Annotated in this window: 18 protein-coding genes and 1 pseudogene; 9 read left to right on the top strand and 10 right to left on the bottom strand. The window is 22.8% G+C overall.

The genetic code is table 11. From position 1 onward, the window contains the following. From RS022_RS00555 to RS022_RS00515, 9 genes are all read left to right on the top strand, one after another. Positions 1-561, top strand: a complete 561-nt coding sequence (locus RS022_RS00555) for a YqeG family HAD IIIA-type phosphatase (RefSeq protein ID WP_268849974.1) — start codon at positions 1-3, stop codon at positions 559-561. 12 nt (positions 562-573) lie between these two features. Then, positions 574-1,161, top strand: a complete 588-nt coding sequence (gene yqeK / locus RS022_RS00550) for a bis(5'-nucleosyl)-tetraphosphatase (symmetrical) YqeK (protein ID WP_268849973.1) — start codon at positions 574-576, stop codon at positions 1,159-1,161. A gap of 6 nt (positions 1,162-1,167) precedes the next feature. Further along, a complete protein-coding gene (gene rsmD / locus RS022_RS00545; RefSeq protein WP_268849972.1) occupies positions 1,168-1,728 on the top strand; it encodes a 16S rRNA (guanine(966)-N(2))-methyltransferase RsmD in 561 nt (186 codons plus the stop codon). 108 nt (positions 1,729-1,836) lie between these two features. Continuing rightward, positions 1,837-2,043 (top strand): YneF family protein, encoded by a 207-nt coding sequence (locus RS022_RS00540; RefSeq protein WP_268849971.1) that lies wholly within the window; start codon positions 1,837-1,839, stop codon positions 2,041-2,043. Positions 2,044-2,057: 14 nt separating this feature from the next. Next, a complete protein-coding gene (locus tag RS022_RS00535) occupies positions 2,058-2,399 on the top strand; it encodes a hypothetical protein (RefSeq protein ID WP_268849970.1) in 342 nt (113 codons plus the stop codon). 53 nt (positions 2,400-2,452) lie between these two features. Further along, positions 2,453-2,872, top strand: a complete 420-nt coding sequence (locus RS022_RS00530) for an OsmC family protein (RefSeq protein ID WP_268849969.1) — start codon at positions 2,453-2,455, stop codon at positions 2,870-2,872. 1,491 nt (positions 2,873-4,363) lie between these two features. Next, a complete protein-coding gene (locus RS022_RS00525) occupies positions 4,364-5,557 on the top strand; it encodes an aminotransferase class V-fold PLP-dependent enzyme (RefSeq protein ID WP_268849968.1) in 1,194 nt (397 codons plus the stop codon). Positions 5,558-6,712: 1,155 nt separating this feature from the next. After that, a complete protein-coding gene (locus RS022_RS00520) occupies positions 6,713-6,883 on the top strand; it encodes a hypothetical protein (RefSeq protein WP_268849967.1) in 171 nt (56 codons plus the stop codon). A 156-nt stretch (positions 6,884-7,039) separates the two neighbouring features. Next, a complete protein-coding gene (locus RS022_RS00515; protein WP_268849966.1) occupies positions 7,040-7,639 on the top strand; it encodes a hypothetical protein in 600 nt (199 codons plus the stop codon). Positions 7,640-7,932: 293 nt separating this feature from the next. On the opposite strand, the gene RS022_RS00510 is transcribed toward RS022_RS00515, so the two are convergent. From RS022_RS00510 to RS022_RS00465, 10 genes and pseudogenes are all read right to left on the bottom strand, one after another. Then, positions 7,933-8,871 (bottom strand): IS3 family transposase, encoded by a 939-nt coding sequence (locus RS022_RS00510; protein WP_268849965.1) that lies wholly within the window; start codon positions 8,869-8,871, stop codon positions 7,933-7,935. A 486-nt stretch (positions 8,872-9,357) separates the two neighbouring features. Beyond that, positions 9,358-9,987, bottom strand: coding sequence for a phase variable surface lipoprotein (locus RS022_RS00505; protein ID WP_268849964.1), 630 nt, complete (start codon positions 9,985-9,987; stop codon positions 9,358-9,360). Between the two features lie 142 nt (positions 9,988-10,129). Then, complete coding sequence (locus RS022_RS00500) at positions 10,130-10,471, bottom strand: toprim domain-containing protein (protein ID WP_268849963.1); 342 nt, start codon at positions 10,469-10,471, stop codon at positions 10,130-10,132. 152 nt (positions 10,472-10,623) lie between these two features. Continuing rightward, entirely contained in the window at positions 10,624-10,899 is a 276-nt protein-coding gene (locus RS022_RS00495) for a hypothetical protein (RefSeq protein WP_268850224.1), read from the bottom strand. Between the two features lie 5 nt (positions 10,900-10,904). After that, entirely contained in the window at positions 10,905-11,450 is a 546-nt protein-coding gene (locus RS022_RS00490; protein WP_268849962.1) for a CHC2 zinc finger domain-containing protein, read from the bottom strand. An 11-nt stretch (positions 11,451-11,461) separates the two neighbouring features. Next, positions 11,462-12,955, bottom strand: a pseudogene (locus RS022_RS00485) (replicative DNA helicase). Positions 12,956-12,972: 17 nt separating this feature from the next. Next, positions 12,973-13,578, bottom strand: coding sequence for a hypothetical protein (locus RS022_RS00480; protein WP_268849961.1), 606 nt, complete (start codon positions 13,576-13,578; stop codon positions 12,973-12,975). A gap of 171 nt (positions 13,579-13,749) precedes the next feature. Beyond that, positions 13,750-14,358, bottom strand: coding sequence for a dTMP kinase (tmk, locus tag RS022_RS00475; RefSeq protein WP_268849960.1), 609 nt, complete (start codon positions 14,356-14,358; stop codon positions 13,750-13,752). A 37-nt stretch (positions 14,359-14,395) separates the two neighbouring features. After that, positions 14,396-14,674: a DUF2963 domain-containing protein gene (locus RS022_RS00470; RefSeq protein ID WP_420885780.1), complete on the bottom strand. Its 279-nt coding sequence runs from the start codon at positions 14,672-14,674 to the stop codon at positions 14,396-14,398. Positions 14,675-14,836: 162 nt separating this feature from the next. After that, positions 14,837-15,478, bottom strand: a complete 642-nt coding sequence (locus RS022_RS00465) for a YqaJ viral recombinase family nuclease (protein ID WP_268849959.1) — start codon at positions 15,476-15,478, stop codon at positions 14,837-14,839.

Here is a 15,478-nt window from a genome sequence, read left to right as displayed (position 1 = left end):
ATGATAACTAAACATAAATATTTACCTCGTTTTTATTATGAATCTGTTTTTGATATTCCTTATGATAATTTTTTTTCTAAAGATAAAATTAAAGTATTGTTTTTTGATTTAGATAATACTTTATTAAGTCCTCAAGAAAATAAATTAAATTTAAATATTCGAAAATTATTAAAAAGATTAAATAAACGTTTTAAAATTGTAATTATTTCAAATGCTTCATTTAAAAAAGTTCATTATATAGCGAAAAAAAATAATTTAGATTATATATATTTAAATATTTATCACAAAAAACCTTCTATATGGGGTTTTAAAAAAGCATTAAAATTATTCAATTTTCGTTCCGAGGAAATTATGATGATAGGTGATCAATTAAGAACTGATATCGCAGGAGCTAACAAGATGAATATTATTTCTGTTTTAGTAAAACCTTTAAATAGAAAATATGAATCTTTTATAACTAAATTAATTCGTTTTTTAATAGAAAAACCTTTTATTAAAAAGATAAAAAAAATTAATTTACAAGAATATCAAAAAAAATTTCAGAATTTTATTAAATCATAAAAATTAATTATCATGAATCAATTAATAAAACAAATTTTAAAAAAATTAAAAGAAAAATTTAAAAATGATGACAAAAGATTTAATCATATTTTAAGTGTTTGCAGAAAAGCAGTTCAATTAGCTCGTTTTTATAAAGTTGATATTGAGAAAGCACAAATTGCTTCTTTATTACATGATTATACTAAAAATGAACCATTAGAATTTCATTTATCATTATTAAATAAAACGAAAATTAATAAGTATAAACAAGCTCCTTTTATTTATCATGCTTTTAGCGCAGCTATTGTTGTTAAAAAAGAATTTAATATAAAAGATATACAAATTTTAAACGCTATTCAAAAACATGTTTGGGGATCTATCAAAATGAGTAAATTAGATAAAATAGTTTTTATTAGCGACAAAATAGAAAATAATAGAGATTATCCGAATGTTGATTATTTACGAAAGTTATCTTTAGAAAATTTAAATAAAACTATTTATTATTTTTTAAAATTAACTTTTTCATATTATAAAGAAAATAATTTTACAATTTTCCCTCAACAATTAAAAGTTTTTGATTTTTTCAAGAATAAAATAAAAAAATTAATTAATAAAGAATAATAAAGTATGTTATATATTATTTCTGGAAAATATAAAGGTTGTAAAATTAATTCTGTTTCTTCTACAAAAACAAGAAGCACTTCACATGCATTGAGAAAATCTTTATTCGATACTATAAGAGAGTTTATTAACGAAAATATTGTTTTAGATTTATTTGCTGGATCAGGTGCTTATGGCTTCGAAGCTTTAAGTAGAAATGCTAAACAAGTTTATTTAGTGGATAATTTTTTACCAGCTTTTAAAATTATTAAAAAAAATATAAAAAAATTAAATTTGCAAAAAGAACAAATTAAATTATTTTATAATAATGCTTTTCAAATGTTGAAAAAATTTAATAAAGAAAATTTAATTTTTGATCTAATTATTTTAGATCCTCCTTATTTTTTTAATTCATATTTACTTTTATTTTCGTATTTAGAAAAAATTACTAATAATAAAAGTTTAATTATTTTCGAAACTCATTATAAAACTTTATTGCCTTCACGACAAGATAATTTTATTTTATTCAAAGAAAAAAAATATGGAACTAAAAAATTATATTATTATCGCAAAAATTCTTTTTGTTAATTTTAATTATTATTTATTTTTTTCATTATATTATAATAATGAGTAGATTATTTTTATTTTTTTTAAAAAAATAATATTTGAAATAAAGAAAGGTTAATATTTATTATTATGTCTTCGATTATAACTGGTTTATTAGCATTAGTTTTAGGTATTATAATAGGGGCTATATTGATGTTTTTTTGGTTTAAAAAATATTTACAAAAAAATCCTCCTATTACAGAAAGACAAATTAAAGAAATGTTTAAACAAATGGGAAGAAATCCTAGCCAAAAACAAGTTAAACAGATTATGAACAATATGAAAAATAATAAGTAAGCGAGGAAATATTTATGAGTTCTATTTGTATAATATTTTTTATTATTTTTATTATATCTATTTTAATGATTATGAATATTTTTTATGAATTTAATGAAAAAAATAAAATTAAAAAATATTTATTAAAATGTGGTAAATTAGAAAAAAATCTTTTAAAATCTATTTTAACAGAAAACAAAACAAAAGAATTCACCTTAACTAAAAATCATGCTATTACTAAAAAATTTATAAGTCTAAATATAGTTTTAAAAATTAAGGATAACGAAGTTAATAAAAATCAATTTATTTGTCGTTTAAACATAAAAGTCTTTGATTTAATTTCAAATGATTTTTATTTAAAAAAAATCTATTTATAAAAAAATTAAATATTTTTTTTAATTTTTAAAAATCAAAATAAGGATTTTAAAAAGTGAATGAACTAAAAATTATAGCTTATTATGAAGAAAAATTTAAAGATTTAGGTATTATAAAAAATGATTTAAAAACTAAGTTAGTTTCTGCTTTAATGAATAGTGAAGAAGACTACAGCCAACCGAATGAACTATTATCTTTATCTTTAATTTATTGTTTTTATAAGACAATTAAGGCTATTACATTTATTAGAAAAAAAGATGTCGCAGGAGAAATTAAAGTAAAAATTTTATGCAACACTTTAAAAGACGAAAAAGGGTTTTATTTTAAAATTGATTTATTTTGTGGCATTCAGAATTTATCTATAGCAGAGATTAAAGAACTTATAGATTTAACTCATCAAAAATGTCCTGTTTCAAGAATGTTTGATACATATCCTCATGTTAATTTAAAACCTATTTCTTTTGAAGAAATTTAAAAATATGAAATTTATTAAATAAAAATTTTTTTGTAAATTAAAGAAATTTAAAAATATAAAAATTTATTAAATAAAAATTTTTTTTGTAAAAAAATATATTTTTTGTTTATAATATTAAAAAAAAGTTTTTTGAATTATTAAAAACTTTTTTTAATATTATTAAAATATTTAAATATAGAAATATAATTTATTTTATTTTTTTATTTTAAATAATTTTAAATATTTGTTAATTTAGTAATTTTTATATTTACATTTTATGTTTAGTTTATATTTAAATAATTAATAATTAACATAATATTTAATTATTATGAAAGAAGAAAAGAAGATTTTTTCTTTTTCTCTTTGATAATAAATTATATATTTGTTATCAAAGATTAAACACCCTTTAAAACCCTTTTGAATTTTATATAAAGATTTTTAAGGGTTTTGAAGACAATTACAAAAATAAATTTATTAATTAATTCGATCATTTAATGAATTTTTTTATAAAAACTTGAGTAAAAATATTTAAATTCTATTTAAAATCGTGTTTAAAACTATTTTTTATAAATAAATATAAAAGATATTAAAGTTGTATAAGTTAAATTTTTTTATCAAATTTAAATTTTTAAAAAAAAATTTAACATAATATTTTTAATATTGAAAAATTTAATTTACAAAAATAAAATCCAGTTATTTATTAACTGGATTTTATTTTTGTAAATTATTAAAATTAAATTTATGTATATAGTTTAAAAATTTAAATATTAATCAATTTTTAACTAAAAATAATTTTATAAAAAGAAGACAATTATAATCTTAAAAAATCAAAAACTTTTCGGTAAGACTGAAAATATTTTAGAAGAAAAAAAACATAAGATAAAAATAATTAAAACTAATTATGCTAAAATCTATAAAGGAGAATGAAAATTATATAATAATATATTTAATTACCCTACACCTTTAAACATTATTAAAAAGTATAAAAAAAAATTAAAAATAACTATTTTTTATTTCGAATAAATTATAAAAATGAAATTAAAAAAAATAATGATTAAGTTTAAATTAATTCAAAAAAATAAAAAAGAATAAAATTAAAAAAAATATTATTAATTAATTATAAAAAACAATATAAATATTTTTTAAATCAGATATTATTATAAATTTTCAATCTAAATAAAATAATTACATAAATTAAATTTAAACATTTTAATTATTATTATTTAAATTTTAAATATAATTTAAATAATAATATATTTTTATTATTAAACGATAGACAATAAATTATAATAAAAATAAGTAATAAAATAATATAAAAAAATTAAAATAAATAACATAAAATAATAAAAAAGGAAATATATTAAATGTATTCATATAATTTTAACAATATTATTAATCATTATAATAATTCTCATAAAAACAAAAAATATTTAAAATTTATTTTTTATTTTAAATATTTTTTAGTTTTTTTTCGAAAAAATAAATTAAATCTTGATAATTTGAAAATTTAATATGAAAAATAATAATTATCGTTTATATTTTCCAATTTTTAAAAATCATAAAAACAAATTTATTTATTTCGATTCTGCCGCAACTTCTTTAAAACCAAAAGAAGTTATAGACGCTATTTATAATTTTTATAATTATAACGGTTTAAGTTATAAATCTTTTGGTCCTCTTTCTCTACAAGTTGAACAATTAATTCATGAAACTAGAAAACAAACAGCTCATTTTATTAATACTAGTTATACAGAAGAAATTATTTTTACTAAAGGAACTACTGAATCTTTAAATATATTAGCTCATATTTTAAGTCAAGATATTAAAATTGGTAGTGAAATTATTACTTCTGAATTAGAACATAATTCTTCTATATTGCCTTGGATGAAAATTGCTAATCAAAAAAAAGCTAAATTAGTATTTATTCCATTGAATGAAGAAAATAAAATCACTTGCAGAAATTTTAAAAAAGTTTTATCTTCGAAAACTAAAATTGTAGCTTTACATCATATTTCTAATACTTTTGGTTACGAAACTCCTATCAAAGAAATTATTAAAGAAGTTCGAAAAACAAAAGCTCTAATTATTTTAGATGCTACTCAATCTGTAAGTTTTAAAAAAATAGATGTCCAAGATTTAGATGTAGATTTTATGGCTTTTTCAGCTCATAAAATGTATGGTCCTTTTGGTTTAGGAATTCTTTTCGGAAAAAAGAATCTTTTAGAAAAGTATAAACCTTTTTTTATAGGTGGAGGTAGTGTTAAAGATGTTAATCATCAAAATTTTAATATTCAAAATTTGCCATATAGTTATGAAGCAGGAACTCCGAATATAAGTAGTATTATCGCTTTTCAAAAAAGTTTAGAATTTATCAAAAAAATAGGATTAAAAACAATTCAAAAACATAATAAACATATAATTGAACAAATAAATTTTCGATTAAAAAAAATACCCCAAATTAAAATTTTTAATCCAAACGCCGATCATATAATTAATTTTAATTTAGGAAATATTCATCCTCATGATGTAGAAGAATTTTTAATAGCCAAAAATATTTATGTTCGAACAGGAAAACATTGTGCAGATTTAGCTATTAAAAAAATAAATCAAACAAGTACAATTAGAATTTCTGTAGGAATTTATAATAATTCTGAAGATATTGACATTTTAATAGATGCATTAAAAAAAATAAATAATTTTTTTTAATTAATTTATTAAAAATAAGATTAATTTTAAATTTATTCTTATTAAATACTAAAAATGATTTTTATAAAATTATATAAAAAATTAATTAATGATTTTTTTGATTTTAAAGATTAATTTTTAAAATAAAAAGGGATAAAGATAATATAAAATATTTTTCATTTGTCAAAACAGATTTTAAATTAAGACATTATTGCAAAAATAAATTTTATCATACTAACTAAAAACCCTCTTTTATTTAATTTGTTTTGATATTTAAGGATTGATAAACAGCACCTTGATCAGAATTAAAAATACATGTTCCAGTAATTATTGTTAATTTTGTAGATTATTTTTAAAACTAATTCTTTATTTTGTTTATACAGAGATATACCAAACGATAATTTGTTTATTAAAAGAATTGATAATACAAGATAAATATAAAAATCCTTAAAAAGTTTTGAAATAAGCAATATTATTAAATAGTTTTTGAAGGGATTAAATTGATATAAAATTTTGATTAATTTAAATTATTAAAATTAATTAAGTTATCATAATTATCATAATTAATATTTATTTTTTTGATTCTTAAATGACAAAAAATTCCATTTTCTTTCATAATAGTGAAAATTTTTTCTTTTTGTAATTAATTCATTAAAAGTTTTTGAGTATAAAACAATAATTTTGTAATGACCGAAAAAATATTAATAGTGTAAAAATAAAACTTCGATTTTTTTGTTGTAATAGGTGTTTTATTCTTTTTCTTATATTTTGTTTTTTTATTTTTATTCCTTTCTAAATAAAAAAAGACCAAAGAATTTTCGGTCTTAGATTATTCATTATGTTAATTGAGTAATTTTAGTTGAAGTTGTTTCGAATTGAACTGTTCCGTTTTTTCATACAACTTTTTATTTTAAAATTGTTCTTTAAGACTAAAAATTAATAGATAATTTACTATCTTTTCAAACTAAAAAAATGTTGTTTTCATTCAAAAAAGTGTCTAAACTTTTTTCATAATTCTTTCGTTTCAAAAGATATTTTTTTTTAATATTTTATCCTTACACTATCTAGTTAGGTAAAAAAAGTGAAAAAGTAGTCAACAAAATGAAAGAAAATAATCTTTGTTATCAATTTAACATTTTTCTTTAAAAAAATGCGTAGAAAAGTAACCTTAAGACGTTGGAAGAAAGAATAAAAGAATTCAAAGAAAACAATCAAACCTTAAAACAAAACAAAACTCGTTGGGAGAAAGGAGTAGATATAGCCAAAACATCATATAGTTTATATGGTAATATAGCGTCTGGAGTAACTATAGGTTCTAGTATGATGCCAGGAGTCGGTACTTTTTAGTAGGAGGAGCTGTAGGTTTAGGTATTGGAGTTGTTAGTAATTGGGAAAGAATCAGGAATTCATTTTAAGTAAAAAAACAATTATTCATAAGATATTATGTTAAAATAAACAATATTTCTTATAATAAAACATTTATTCTAAAAAGGAGATTATATTATGTTTTCCAATTTTCAAATTATTATTCTAGTTATTGAAACTCTTGCCTTATTAGTATTAGGACCTTATTTAATCATTCGTCATAACAAAAAATTAAATCAAAATCAAAGCTCAAAAACAAGTCCTAAAAGGAAACTTATTTCTTATTTGATTCTTAGTGTTATGATTATATCATTTCAGGTTTTTACCATGTATACAGATAATATAACGGAAGTAAAAAAAGAAAGTAAACCTATTCCTGAACCCCAAATAGAAACTAAAGCCGAATATTATTATAAAAAAAATGAATACGGTCACGATATAACATCAATTAAATACGCTTTAACTGAAGAAGATAAACCTTTTTGTAATTCTCAAGGCAAATGGATGTTAAATAATGTAAGCGGTGAAATATCAGAACCCATCATTGAAAGAAAATATACTTTCTTTGGTTTCAACGGTTTAGATAATTGTCAATATAAAGATAAAGTTCCCAAAGATTTAGCGCCTTTTATTAGAGAACCTTTTAATAATTGGTATTATATAGGGAAAATGAAACCTTATAAAGATCATGGGGGAAGTGTGAGCTGTTCCGTTTTTTCATACAACTTTTTATTTTAAAATGACTCTTTAAGACTAAAAATTAATAGATAATTTCCTATCTTTTCAAACTAAAGAAATATTTTTTCGTTTAAAAAAGTGTCTAAACTTTTTTTGATAATTCTTTAGTTTCAAAAGATATTTTTAAATATTTTAACCCTTCACTATCTAGTTAGGTAAAAAAAGTTAAAAACTCGTCAACAAAATGAAAGAAAATGATATTTTTTTTAAATTTTACTATTTTTAGGTAAAAAAAGCGCACTAAAGTAACCTTTTTCAAGGTTATATTATTTTATATTAAATCAACTAAAAATTTATCTTAGATTTTGAGAATATTGAGTTGGAGTTGAATAGTTTAATTTGCTTAAAATCCACTTAGTATTCCAAAATTGAGGAAATTGATTGATTAATTTTTTCATTTTGTTAGGAGATTTTTGAAATAAAAATGGATTTTGATGTTGTAAGATCGTTTTCATTTGGCCGAAAAAGTTCTCAATGACCGCGTTATCACGAGGGGTGGCTTTTCTTGACATGCTGATTAAAAAACCTTTTTTTGTTAAAGTTTTTTGAATTTTGAGCGATTGATAAACTTTTCCTTGATCGGAGTGAATGATACAAGGATTAATAATTTTTGGAAGTTTTTTAATAGTATTTAAAACTAAATCTTTATTTTGTTGGTTTGAAACATGTGAAGCAATTATTTGGTTGTTAAAAGAGTCGATAATACAAGAAAAATAGAGAAAACCTTGATTAGTTTTGAAATAAGTGATGTCAGTAAATAGTTTTTGAAGAGGTTTGGTGGCCATAAAATCTTGATTGATTAAATTAGGAATTATTTGGAGATTATTTTTTAAATTACGGTAAGTAAAATTTTTTTTGATTCTTAAACGACAACTAATGTCGTTTTTTTTCATGATGAGATAAACTTTTTTCTTGGTGATAAATTCATTAAAGGTTTTTTGGTATAAATCAGTGATTTTTCGATGACCGTAAAAATATTGATAATGGAGACATAAAGCTTTAATCCGTTTTTGTTGTAAAAAATATTTTTCTTCTTTTTCTTTTAGTTTATTTTTTATTTTTAACCAATAATAATAAGTACTTCTTTTAATTTGAATTGTTTTTAAAATGGTGGTTAAATTAAGAGTTTGATTGAATTGGTTGACTAAATGAAAAACAATCTTTTTATCAATTTTTTTAATTTTTTCAATCATTTTTTGTAATAATTTAATTTTTTGTTTTAATTTTTGCATCTTAATACCAATTATCTTTATAAATTATTTTAAATATATCAACTATTATAACTCTAAAAGATTTTTTATTGGATAAATAAGCGCTTCAGCGCGTGCATCTTTTTGTTTCATAGATAATATTCATTACTTGGGAAGGCAGTTAATTTAAAAATTAAAGTTGATTTAATGATTGCAATAAATTAAAAAAATAAAATTACCTAAAAAAAGAGGTTTTTATGATATCGATAAATAATAATGATATAAAAAATGATAATGCGATAATATCAAATATCGAGTATCATTATCATTATCGATATAAAATATCAAATATCACTCCTTCAATGAGTTAATCTTTATATAGATTATTTTCAAAGACAAATGATGATAAAAAGATGAGCGAAGTATGATAAAAAGATGAGTGAAGTATGATAAAAAGATGAGTGAAGGATGATAAAAAGATGAGTGAATGATGATAAAATGATGATTTAAAAAAGAAAGTTAATTATTTTATGATTTTTCTTTTTTTAAATATCTTTTATAATCAGGACGTAACTTTTTCACCCGATAACCTTGTTTATCTTTTGTCAAAAAAGATTGAATGTATTTTAAATCTTCTTTTCGATAATAGATGATGTTTAACCCTTTTTTATAGTTAGTTTTCATGGGTTTATGGTATTTATCTAGTTTTTGAGGGTCTAATTGATATAACTGTAAAGTTTCTAACTTATTGATATCAATTTTTCCAATTAATTCTTTGATGATATTTTTAAATTCATTTTTATAATTGATTTGGAAGATATTAAATAAGTGTTTAAGGGGGTTATTTTGGCTTTTAAGCGGGGTTAAATCTGAAAGTAATAGTTTACTATTACTAGAAGAGAAATTATCATTAATTAAGGTTATTTTTGTTTGTTTCATTTCTTCTAAGATTTGAGGATCGACAAAAAGAGTTTGGTTTTTGGGGCGGTAATTGGCTTCTTGGTAGGTATTTTTCTTTTTAGAATGAGAAATAATGGCGAGATTGATTAAATCTTCTTTTAATATTTTTAAAAAGTTTTTAATTTGGGTTAAATCGTTCGGGGTGGTTTTCGTGCGCCAACCCCCGATTCTAATTTCTTGACTAGTGTCATTTTTCATTTTTTTCTCCTTTTTATTTGATTTTTTGTTATAAAAATAAAAACCCTAAATAGTTAAATTTAGGGTATATATATTTTTTTATGAGAGTGTGTTAATTTTTTTATATGTGTAGATATTATATATTTTGGTGTAAAAAAATAATTTAACTAATTACTTCAACTTTGTCTTCACCAAAGAAATGAACAGCTAAATCGACGATGATTTTCTTTTGGGCCTCTTCATAAGAGAGGTAAGGATCTAAAAAACATTTTTGGTAAGCTTCTTTTCCGTATTGACGTAATAAATCATCAACATCTTTACAAGTTTGATCGTAAGGAGGCAAAATCCTTCTGATTTCGTATATAATATTTGCTTCTTTGAGTTGTTCACCTAAGGCTTCACTGCGTTTTCGCCCTGTTTCGTCGTTATCTAAGGCGATAATGACTTTGATATTTTCTTTTGGAGAATTTCTAGTTGAGATTGGGAAAGTAATTGGGCGACACAAATGAGACCGACAACATTTTTAATATTGTTTTGCCAACAACTAATGACATCAAAAAACCTTCATGAATGATGATGGTTTTTGTTTTTTAATATATGGTAATGCTTCAAAAAACCGATAACTGAAATGAAAGGTCGGCGTTTGACTAAAATTAGTTAAAGCTTGGTATTTGGGTTGAAAGTAAGAAACTTCGCGGAAATGGTTTTGATAAAAATGAAAAGTTTGATGATAACCGTTTTCGATGGGGATAATAATGGAACCATGAAAAGCATCATGAAAATATTTTTTATTTTGTTGACTGGTTTTTCTTTGATAAAACCATATTCTAATAATTGATCGATATTAATATTTTTCTGTTGACAGTAATTTATGAGACGAAAAGATAGTGGTTTATCCATTAAAGGAGCGTAACCAAGTTTAAATTCTTTGATGGTTTTTAAAGTAAGTTTTCTTTTTGAGTTAAATAAGTTAATCCTGGTTGACTTTCGTTATTTTGGTTAGAAGTCAATAAATAATGATAATAATCTCTAATTTGGTTGAATAAGGGTGAGATTTCTTTAAATAATTGTTTCTTTTTGATATTAATTTCCTTTTCGTCAATTGGCTTTTTTGATTTAATAGGTTGATATGATTGTTGAAAAGGGTTAGTAGTTATTTTTGTTATTTCTTTTTCTTGTCGTCTTAAGGTTTTAAATTCGAAAGAATTCATAAATCCTTCTATTCTTTGAATCGCTTCATGAAAGGATTGAATCTGACGGATAGCCATATAAACATCAATAATATCGTAATCTTTCCCACATTTCCAACAATGAATTTTATTAGTTGAAGTGAAATGACAACAAGTGGGATTCTTTCCTTGATGGATGGGGCAAGGGAAACGGTGGTGGTTATTAAAATTTAGAGGTAAAATTTTTAATTTTTTTAATAAAACTGACATGGGGAAATGAGTTTGAATGTGTTTTATTTTATTTTGATAATTCATTGATGAACTCCTTAATAATTTTCTAATGGATAAGGCAAAACATAACCGATTTCTTGGAAGGTTTGAGTGGTCATTTCAAAATGATAAATTAAGTTTTTTTTGGTGCCATTTCGATTCTTTTTAATAGATAATTCAATAATTTTTTGAGATTCGTTATTTTTTGATTCTAAATATAATTTATTTAAATCTTGATTATAGATATTTAATGGTTTTTCTTTGTCTTTGGATATTTTGGGTTGGAATTTAGACATCATTAAGACGATATCTGAGTTAGTTTCAATTCCGCCACTTCCTTTTAAAGCTGTTATTTCTGGTGATTTACCTTGGTAATTGCTGTATGTATCTCTTGAAAATTGAGATAAAATGATAATAACGATGTTTAATTCAATTGCTAATTGTTTGAGTTTCGTCATAATTTCGTCAATGGCTAAACGGTCATTTTCTAAATGATTAGTCGATTTGGTAATTTGGAGATGGTCGATAACGATGATTTCAACTTTTTGTTCCAAATAGAGGCGATAAACTAAATCAATGATATAATCTATTTTTTTACCTTGATCATAACTAAATGATAAGTTAAGCTGGGAAAAGAATTGTTGAGTGTCATTCATCCTTTCCATGTAGGTATGTGTGGTGATGTTTGATTCTTCCCAATTTTTATCTAAAATAACATCTAAGGGAATTTGAGTTTGGTGGGCTAATAAACGACTTAAATTTTCTTCTAAGGTCATTTCATAAGAAAAAACTAAGAGATGGGGATGATGATGAGTTTCTTTGTATTTAGTTTTAGTGATATCTAACAAAAGATTATAAACAAAAGTGGTTTTTCCTAAACCAGTATAGCCCCCAATGGTGATGATTTAACCTTTTTTAAAGCCTTTTGTGGCATGATTTAATCCTTTGAAAGTTTCCGATAAGCGGTAATATTCTTCTTGGATTTTTTGTTTGGCTTGTTGATTGAACTCGAAAAATTCAGGATGACAAGAAGCCATTTGATTTAAAGTTAACAAAGTCTTATCGGAGGGATGAGGTATAAAGGACATAAATTTCCTTAATTTATCAAAGATTTCTTGGTAGTATAGATGTTTATGATAAGGATCTTTGTTTTCAAAAGAAGGACTAATGATTTTTAAGAGTTGTTGAAATAGTTTTTCTTGGGTATAAGTATGTTTTAAGTTATCTAAGAAATCAAGGTTATTTTCCTTACTAAAATCATTACTTAAAAAAGATAGTGATTCTTTAGTAAAGTGATCTTGGGGAAAATGAGTTTGAAGATAAGTGATTAATTCTTTGATAATTTCAGTTTGAGATTTGATTTTATCAAAGGGATGATTAGTTGTTTTTTCTAAAATTAAATATTTTAAGGCCTGAAAGATTTTTATATGTTGTTTATCTAAAAAAGATTGTGGATCAATGAGCTGAAAATAAAAATTTAATTGGTCAGCTTTATTTTGGTTCATATAGAAAATGATTTGTTTTAACGCTTTTTGTTCGTTGGTTAACATTTTAATTAACTCCTTTATTATTTTTTAATCATGTTAATATCACTAAAAGGGAGGAATTGGTGAGTAAGTAATTTTTGTAAAAAGATATTCGCTTGAGGCGAAAAACAATCAATGACTTGGTTAATTCCTGGGATTTTCCCTTGAGTGATTTTCTTGTTTAATCTTTGAGTTTCCACAGTGTTATTAGTTAATAAATAAAATTCAAAACGAGTATCGAGTTTTTTTAATTGTTGGGCTTCTACCATGGCTTGTTTATAGCGATCACGAAGACATATTTTAAAATTAAAAGCGATAATCCTTTTATTTTTTGTAAATAACACTAAATCAAATTTAATGTCGGGGATAAAAAATAAATAAGCTTGAGGATATAAATGAATGATTCCTTGGTTTTGAAAATAGAATAAAATAAGATATTCATTGATTTTACCACGGATCACTTTTTGACTTTGAGAGTGATAGTTGTTATTAGTTAAATATTGATCTAGTAAATGGTGATGATGATTCATATATTCATGAAAATTAAGTGAAAATGATGATTTATGAAAAAGTTTTTTTAAAATATTAACACATTGAGTGTTAATGTTAAGTTGTTTAATGTGGTAAAAATCTTCGTTAATTAACATTTTTTATTTCCTTTCTAAATAAAAAAAAGAACTCGTTTTAAGGTCTTTTCTTCTTAATTTTTTTCGTTTTCCAAGTAATGGTTCCATCAGGTTTGATGGTTTTGATTTTTCCGTTATGGTAATAAAAATAAAGATTACCGTTTTAACATTTTTTCTTAATAACAATAGCCATTATCTTTCTCCTAGATATTTCATAATTTTTTGAATATTGAATGAAATGGGATCACTTCCGTTTAAGATTAATTTCTTAATGTCGTTAGTATAATGAGTTAAATAATGTTCGTATCCTTGACGAACAGTTTGAAAATAAGTTAAGGATTGTCTTTCAATCAGATCTCTTTGATGGTTTTTTTGTTTCTTCTTTCTAGTTCTTCCGATGAGAGGATCAATATCTAAATAAATTAATAAATCGGGTTTTTTTAAGATAATTTCATGATTCAGCTTAAAGATCTTTTTTAAAGGGGAAAGTTGTTTCTTTTCGTTTGAAAAGGGGAATAATTGGTAAGCATAAGTGGATGGTAACCAACGGTCTAAAATAATTAATTGGTTGTTTTTTAATAATTCCGCTTGGATTTGGGCCATATTGGCGAGACTTAAATAAAAACGAGTGAGGTAATCTACTTGTTGAAAATTTAAAAATAAATCTCTAATTTCCTTTCCAAGTGAACTACTCCCTAAGCCTTGATAAGTTTGAAAGGGAGTTTTTAAATGGGGTTGAAGGGAATTGATAAGAGAAGTTTTTCCGCTCCCATCAAGTCCTTCAAAAACGATTAATTTCATTATTGATTTCTCCTTTTATTTGGTTTTTGTTGGATTTTTAAAAGTTAATGATATCACTAATTGTTCCATCGAGATTGTAATATGTTGTTGTGATTGGTTCTTCATCATAATCGTATTCGCTTATTTCTTTAAAAGTTATTCCATCAGGTTGATATTCAATATATTTAAACATGTTACGATACTTTTTATCGTATTCATATGCATAGTCAATAGTTTTTCCATCAAGTCGATACACAGTTTTTTTAATAATATTGCTAGTAGCTTTGTCGTATTCATCTATGTAATGAATAGTTTTACCATCAAGTTGATAAAAAATGTCTTTAATAGATGTACCAGTATCTTTATCGTATTCTTGAATAACTTTATATCCGTAATTGTCAATAAATTCTTTTTGGTTGTTTTCATTGTTTTCTCATTTTAATCTTAATTTGGGCATAAAAAAAGACCTTCAATTTGAAGGTCTAAAAGTATTAATTAATTATTTGATTTTCCTTAATTGTTTTAAATAAGTAGTTTTTTCTAATTCTTCTTTGGATTTGGTTAAAAGGGCTAAGTATTTTTGACTATCTTTAATCATTTTAGAAATAAAATGATTATCTGGATAAATTCGTACTACATGATAATTAGTGTCATGAAAATAAACTAAAAAGTAAGCAAAGTGCGCTTGAGAACAATAGAGTTGACATTGAACTTGGGCCCAGTAGTATTGAGGGATATTTTCGAGTTGAGGATTGGTTAAAAAACTAGTCCAAGTGGATGAAACTTCTTGGTTTTCATTAACAAAAGGACATTTAATTTCTAAAACAGCTTGATTTTGTTCATTGTAGCCGTCTAAAGATGCTGAAAAAAGGTTAACTTGATCATCAGTGAAAATGGTGTCTTCAAAAGTTAAATTAGTTTTTTGTATGAAAAATTGACGTGCGATTGGTTCCATTTTTTGTCCATGAAGCGTATATTGATTAGCGGTAAAAGTAGTTCCAAAAAGCTTATCATGAACTAATTGTTCCATGGAACGAAAGGGATCTAACCCTGTAATGGAAGCGATTTCGGAAGCGTTAATATATTGTTTGCGGTGTTGATACCATTCTTTGGTGCGTTGATTTAAGTTTTTAATTCTCAT

Origin of the sequence: Candidatus Phytoplasma rubi, assembly GCF_026821955.1 — a bacterium.
Taxonomy (GTDB): Bacteria; Bacillota_I; Bacilli_A; order Acholeplasmatales; family Acholeplasmataceae; genus Phytoplasma; species Phytoplasma vitis.
This window is presented reverse-complemented; position numbering and strand designations above follow the sequence as displayed.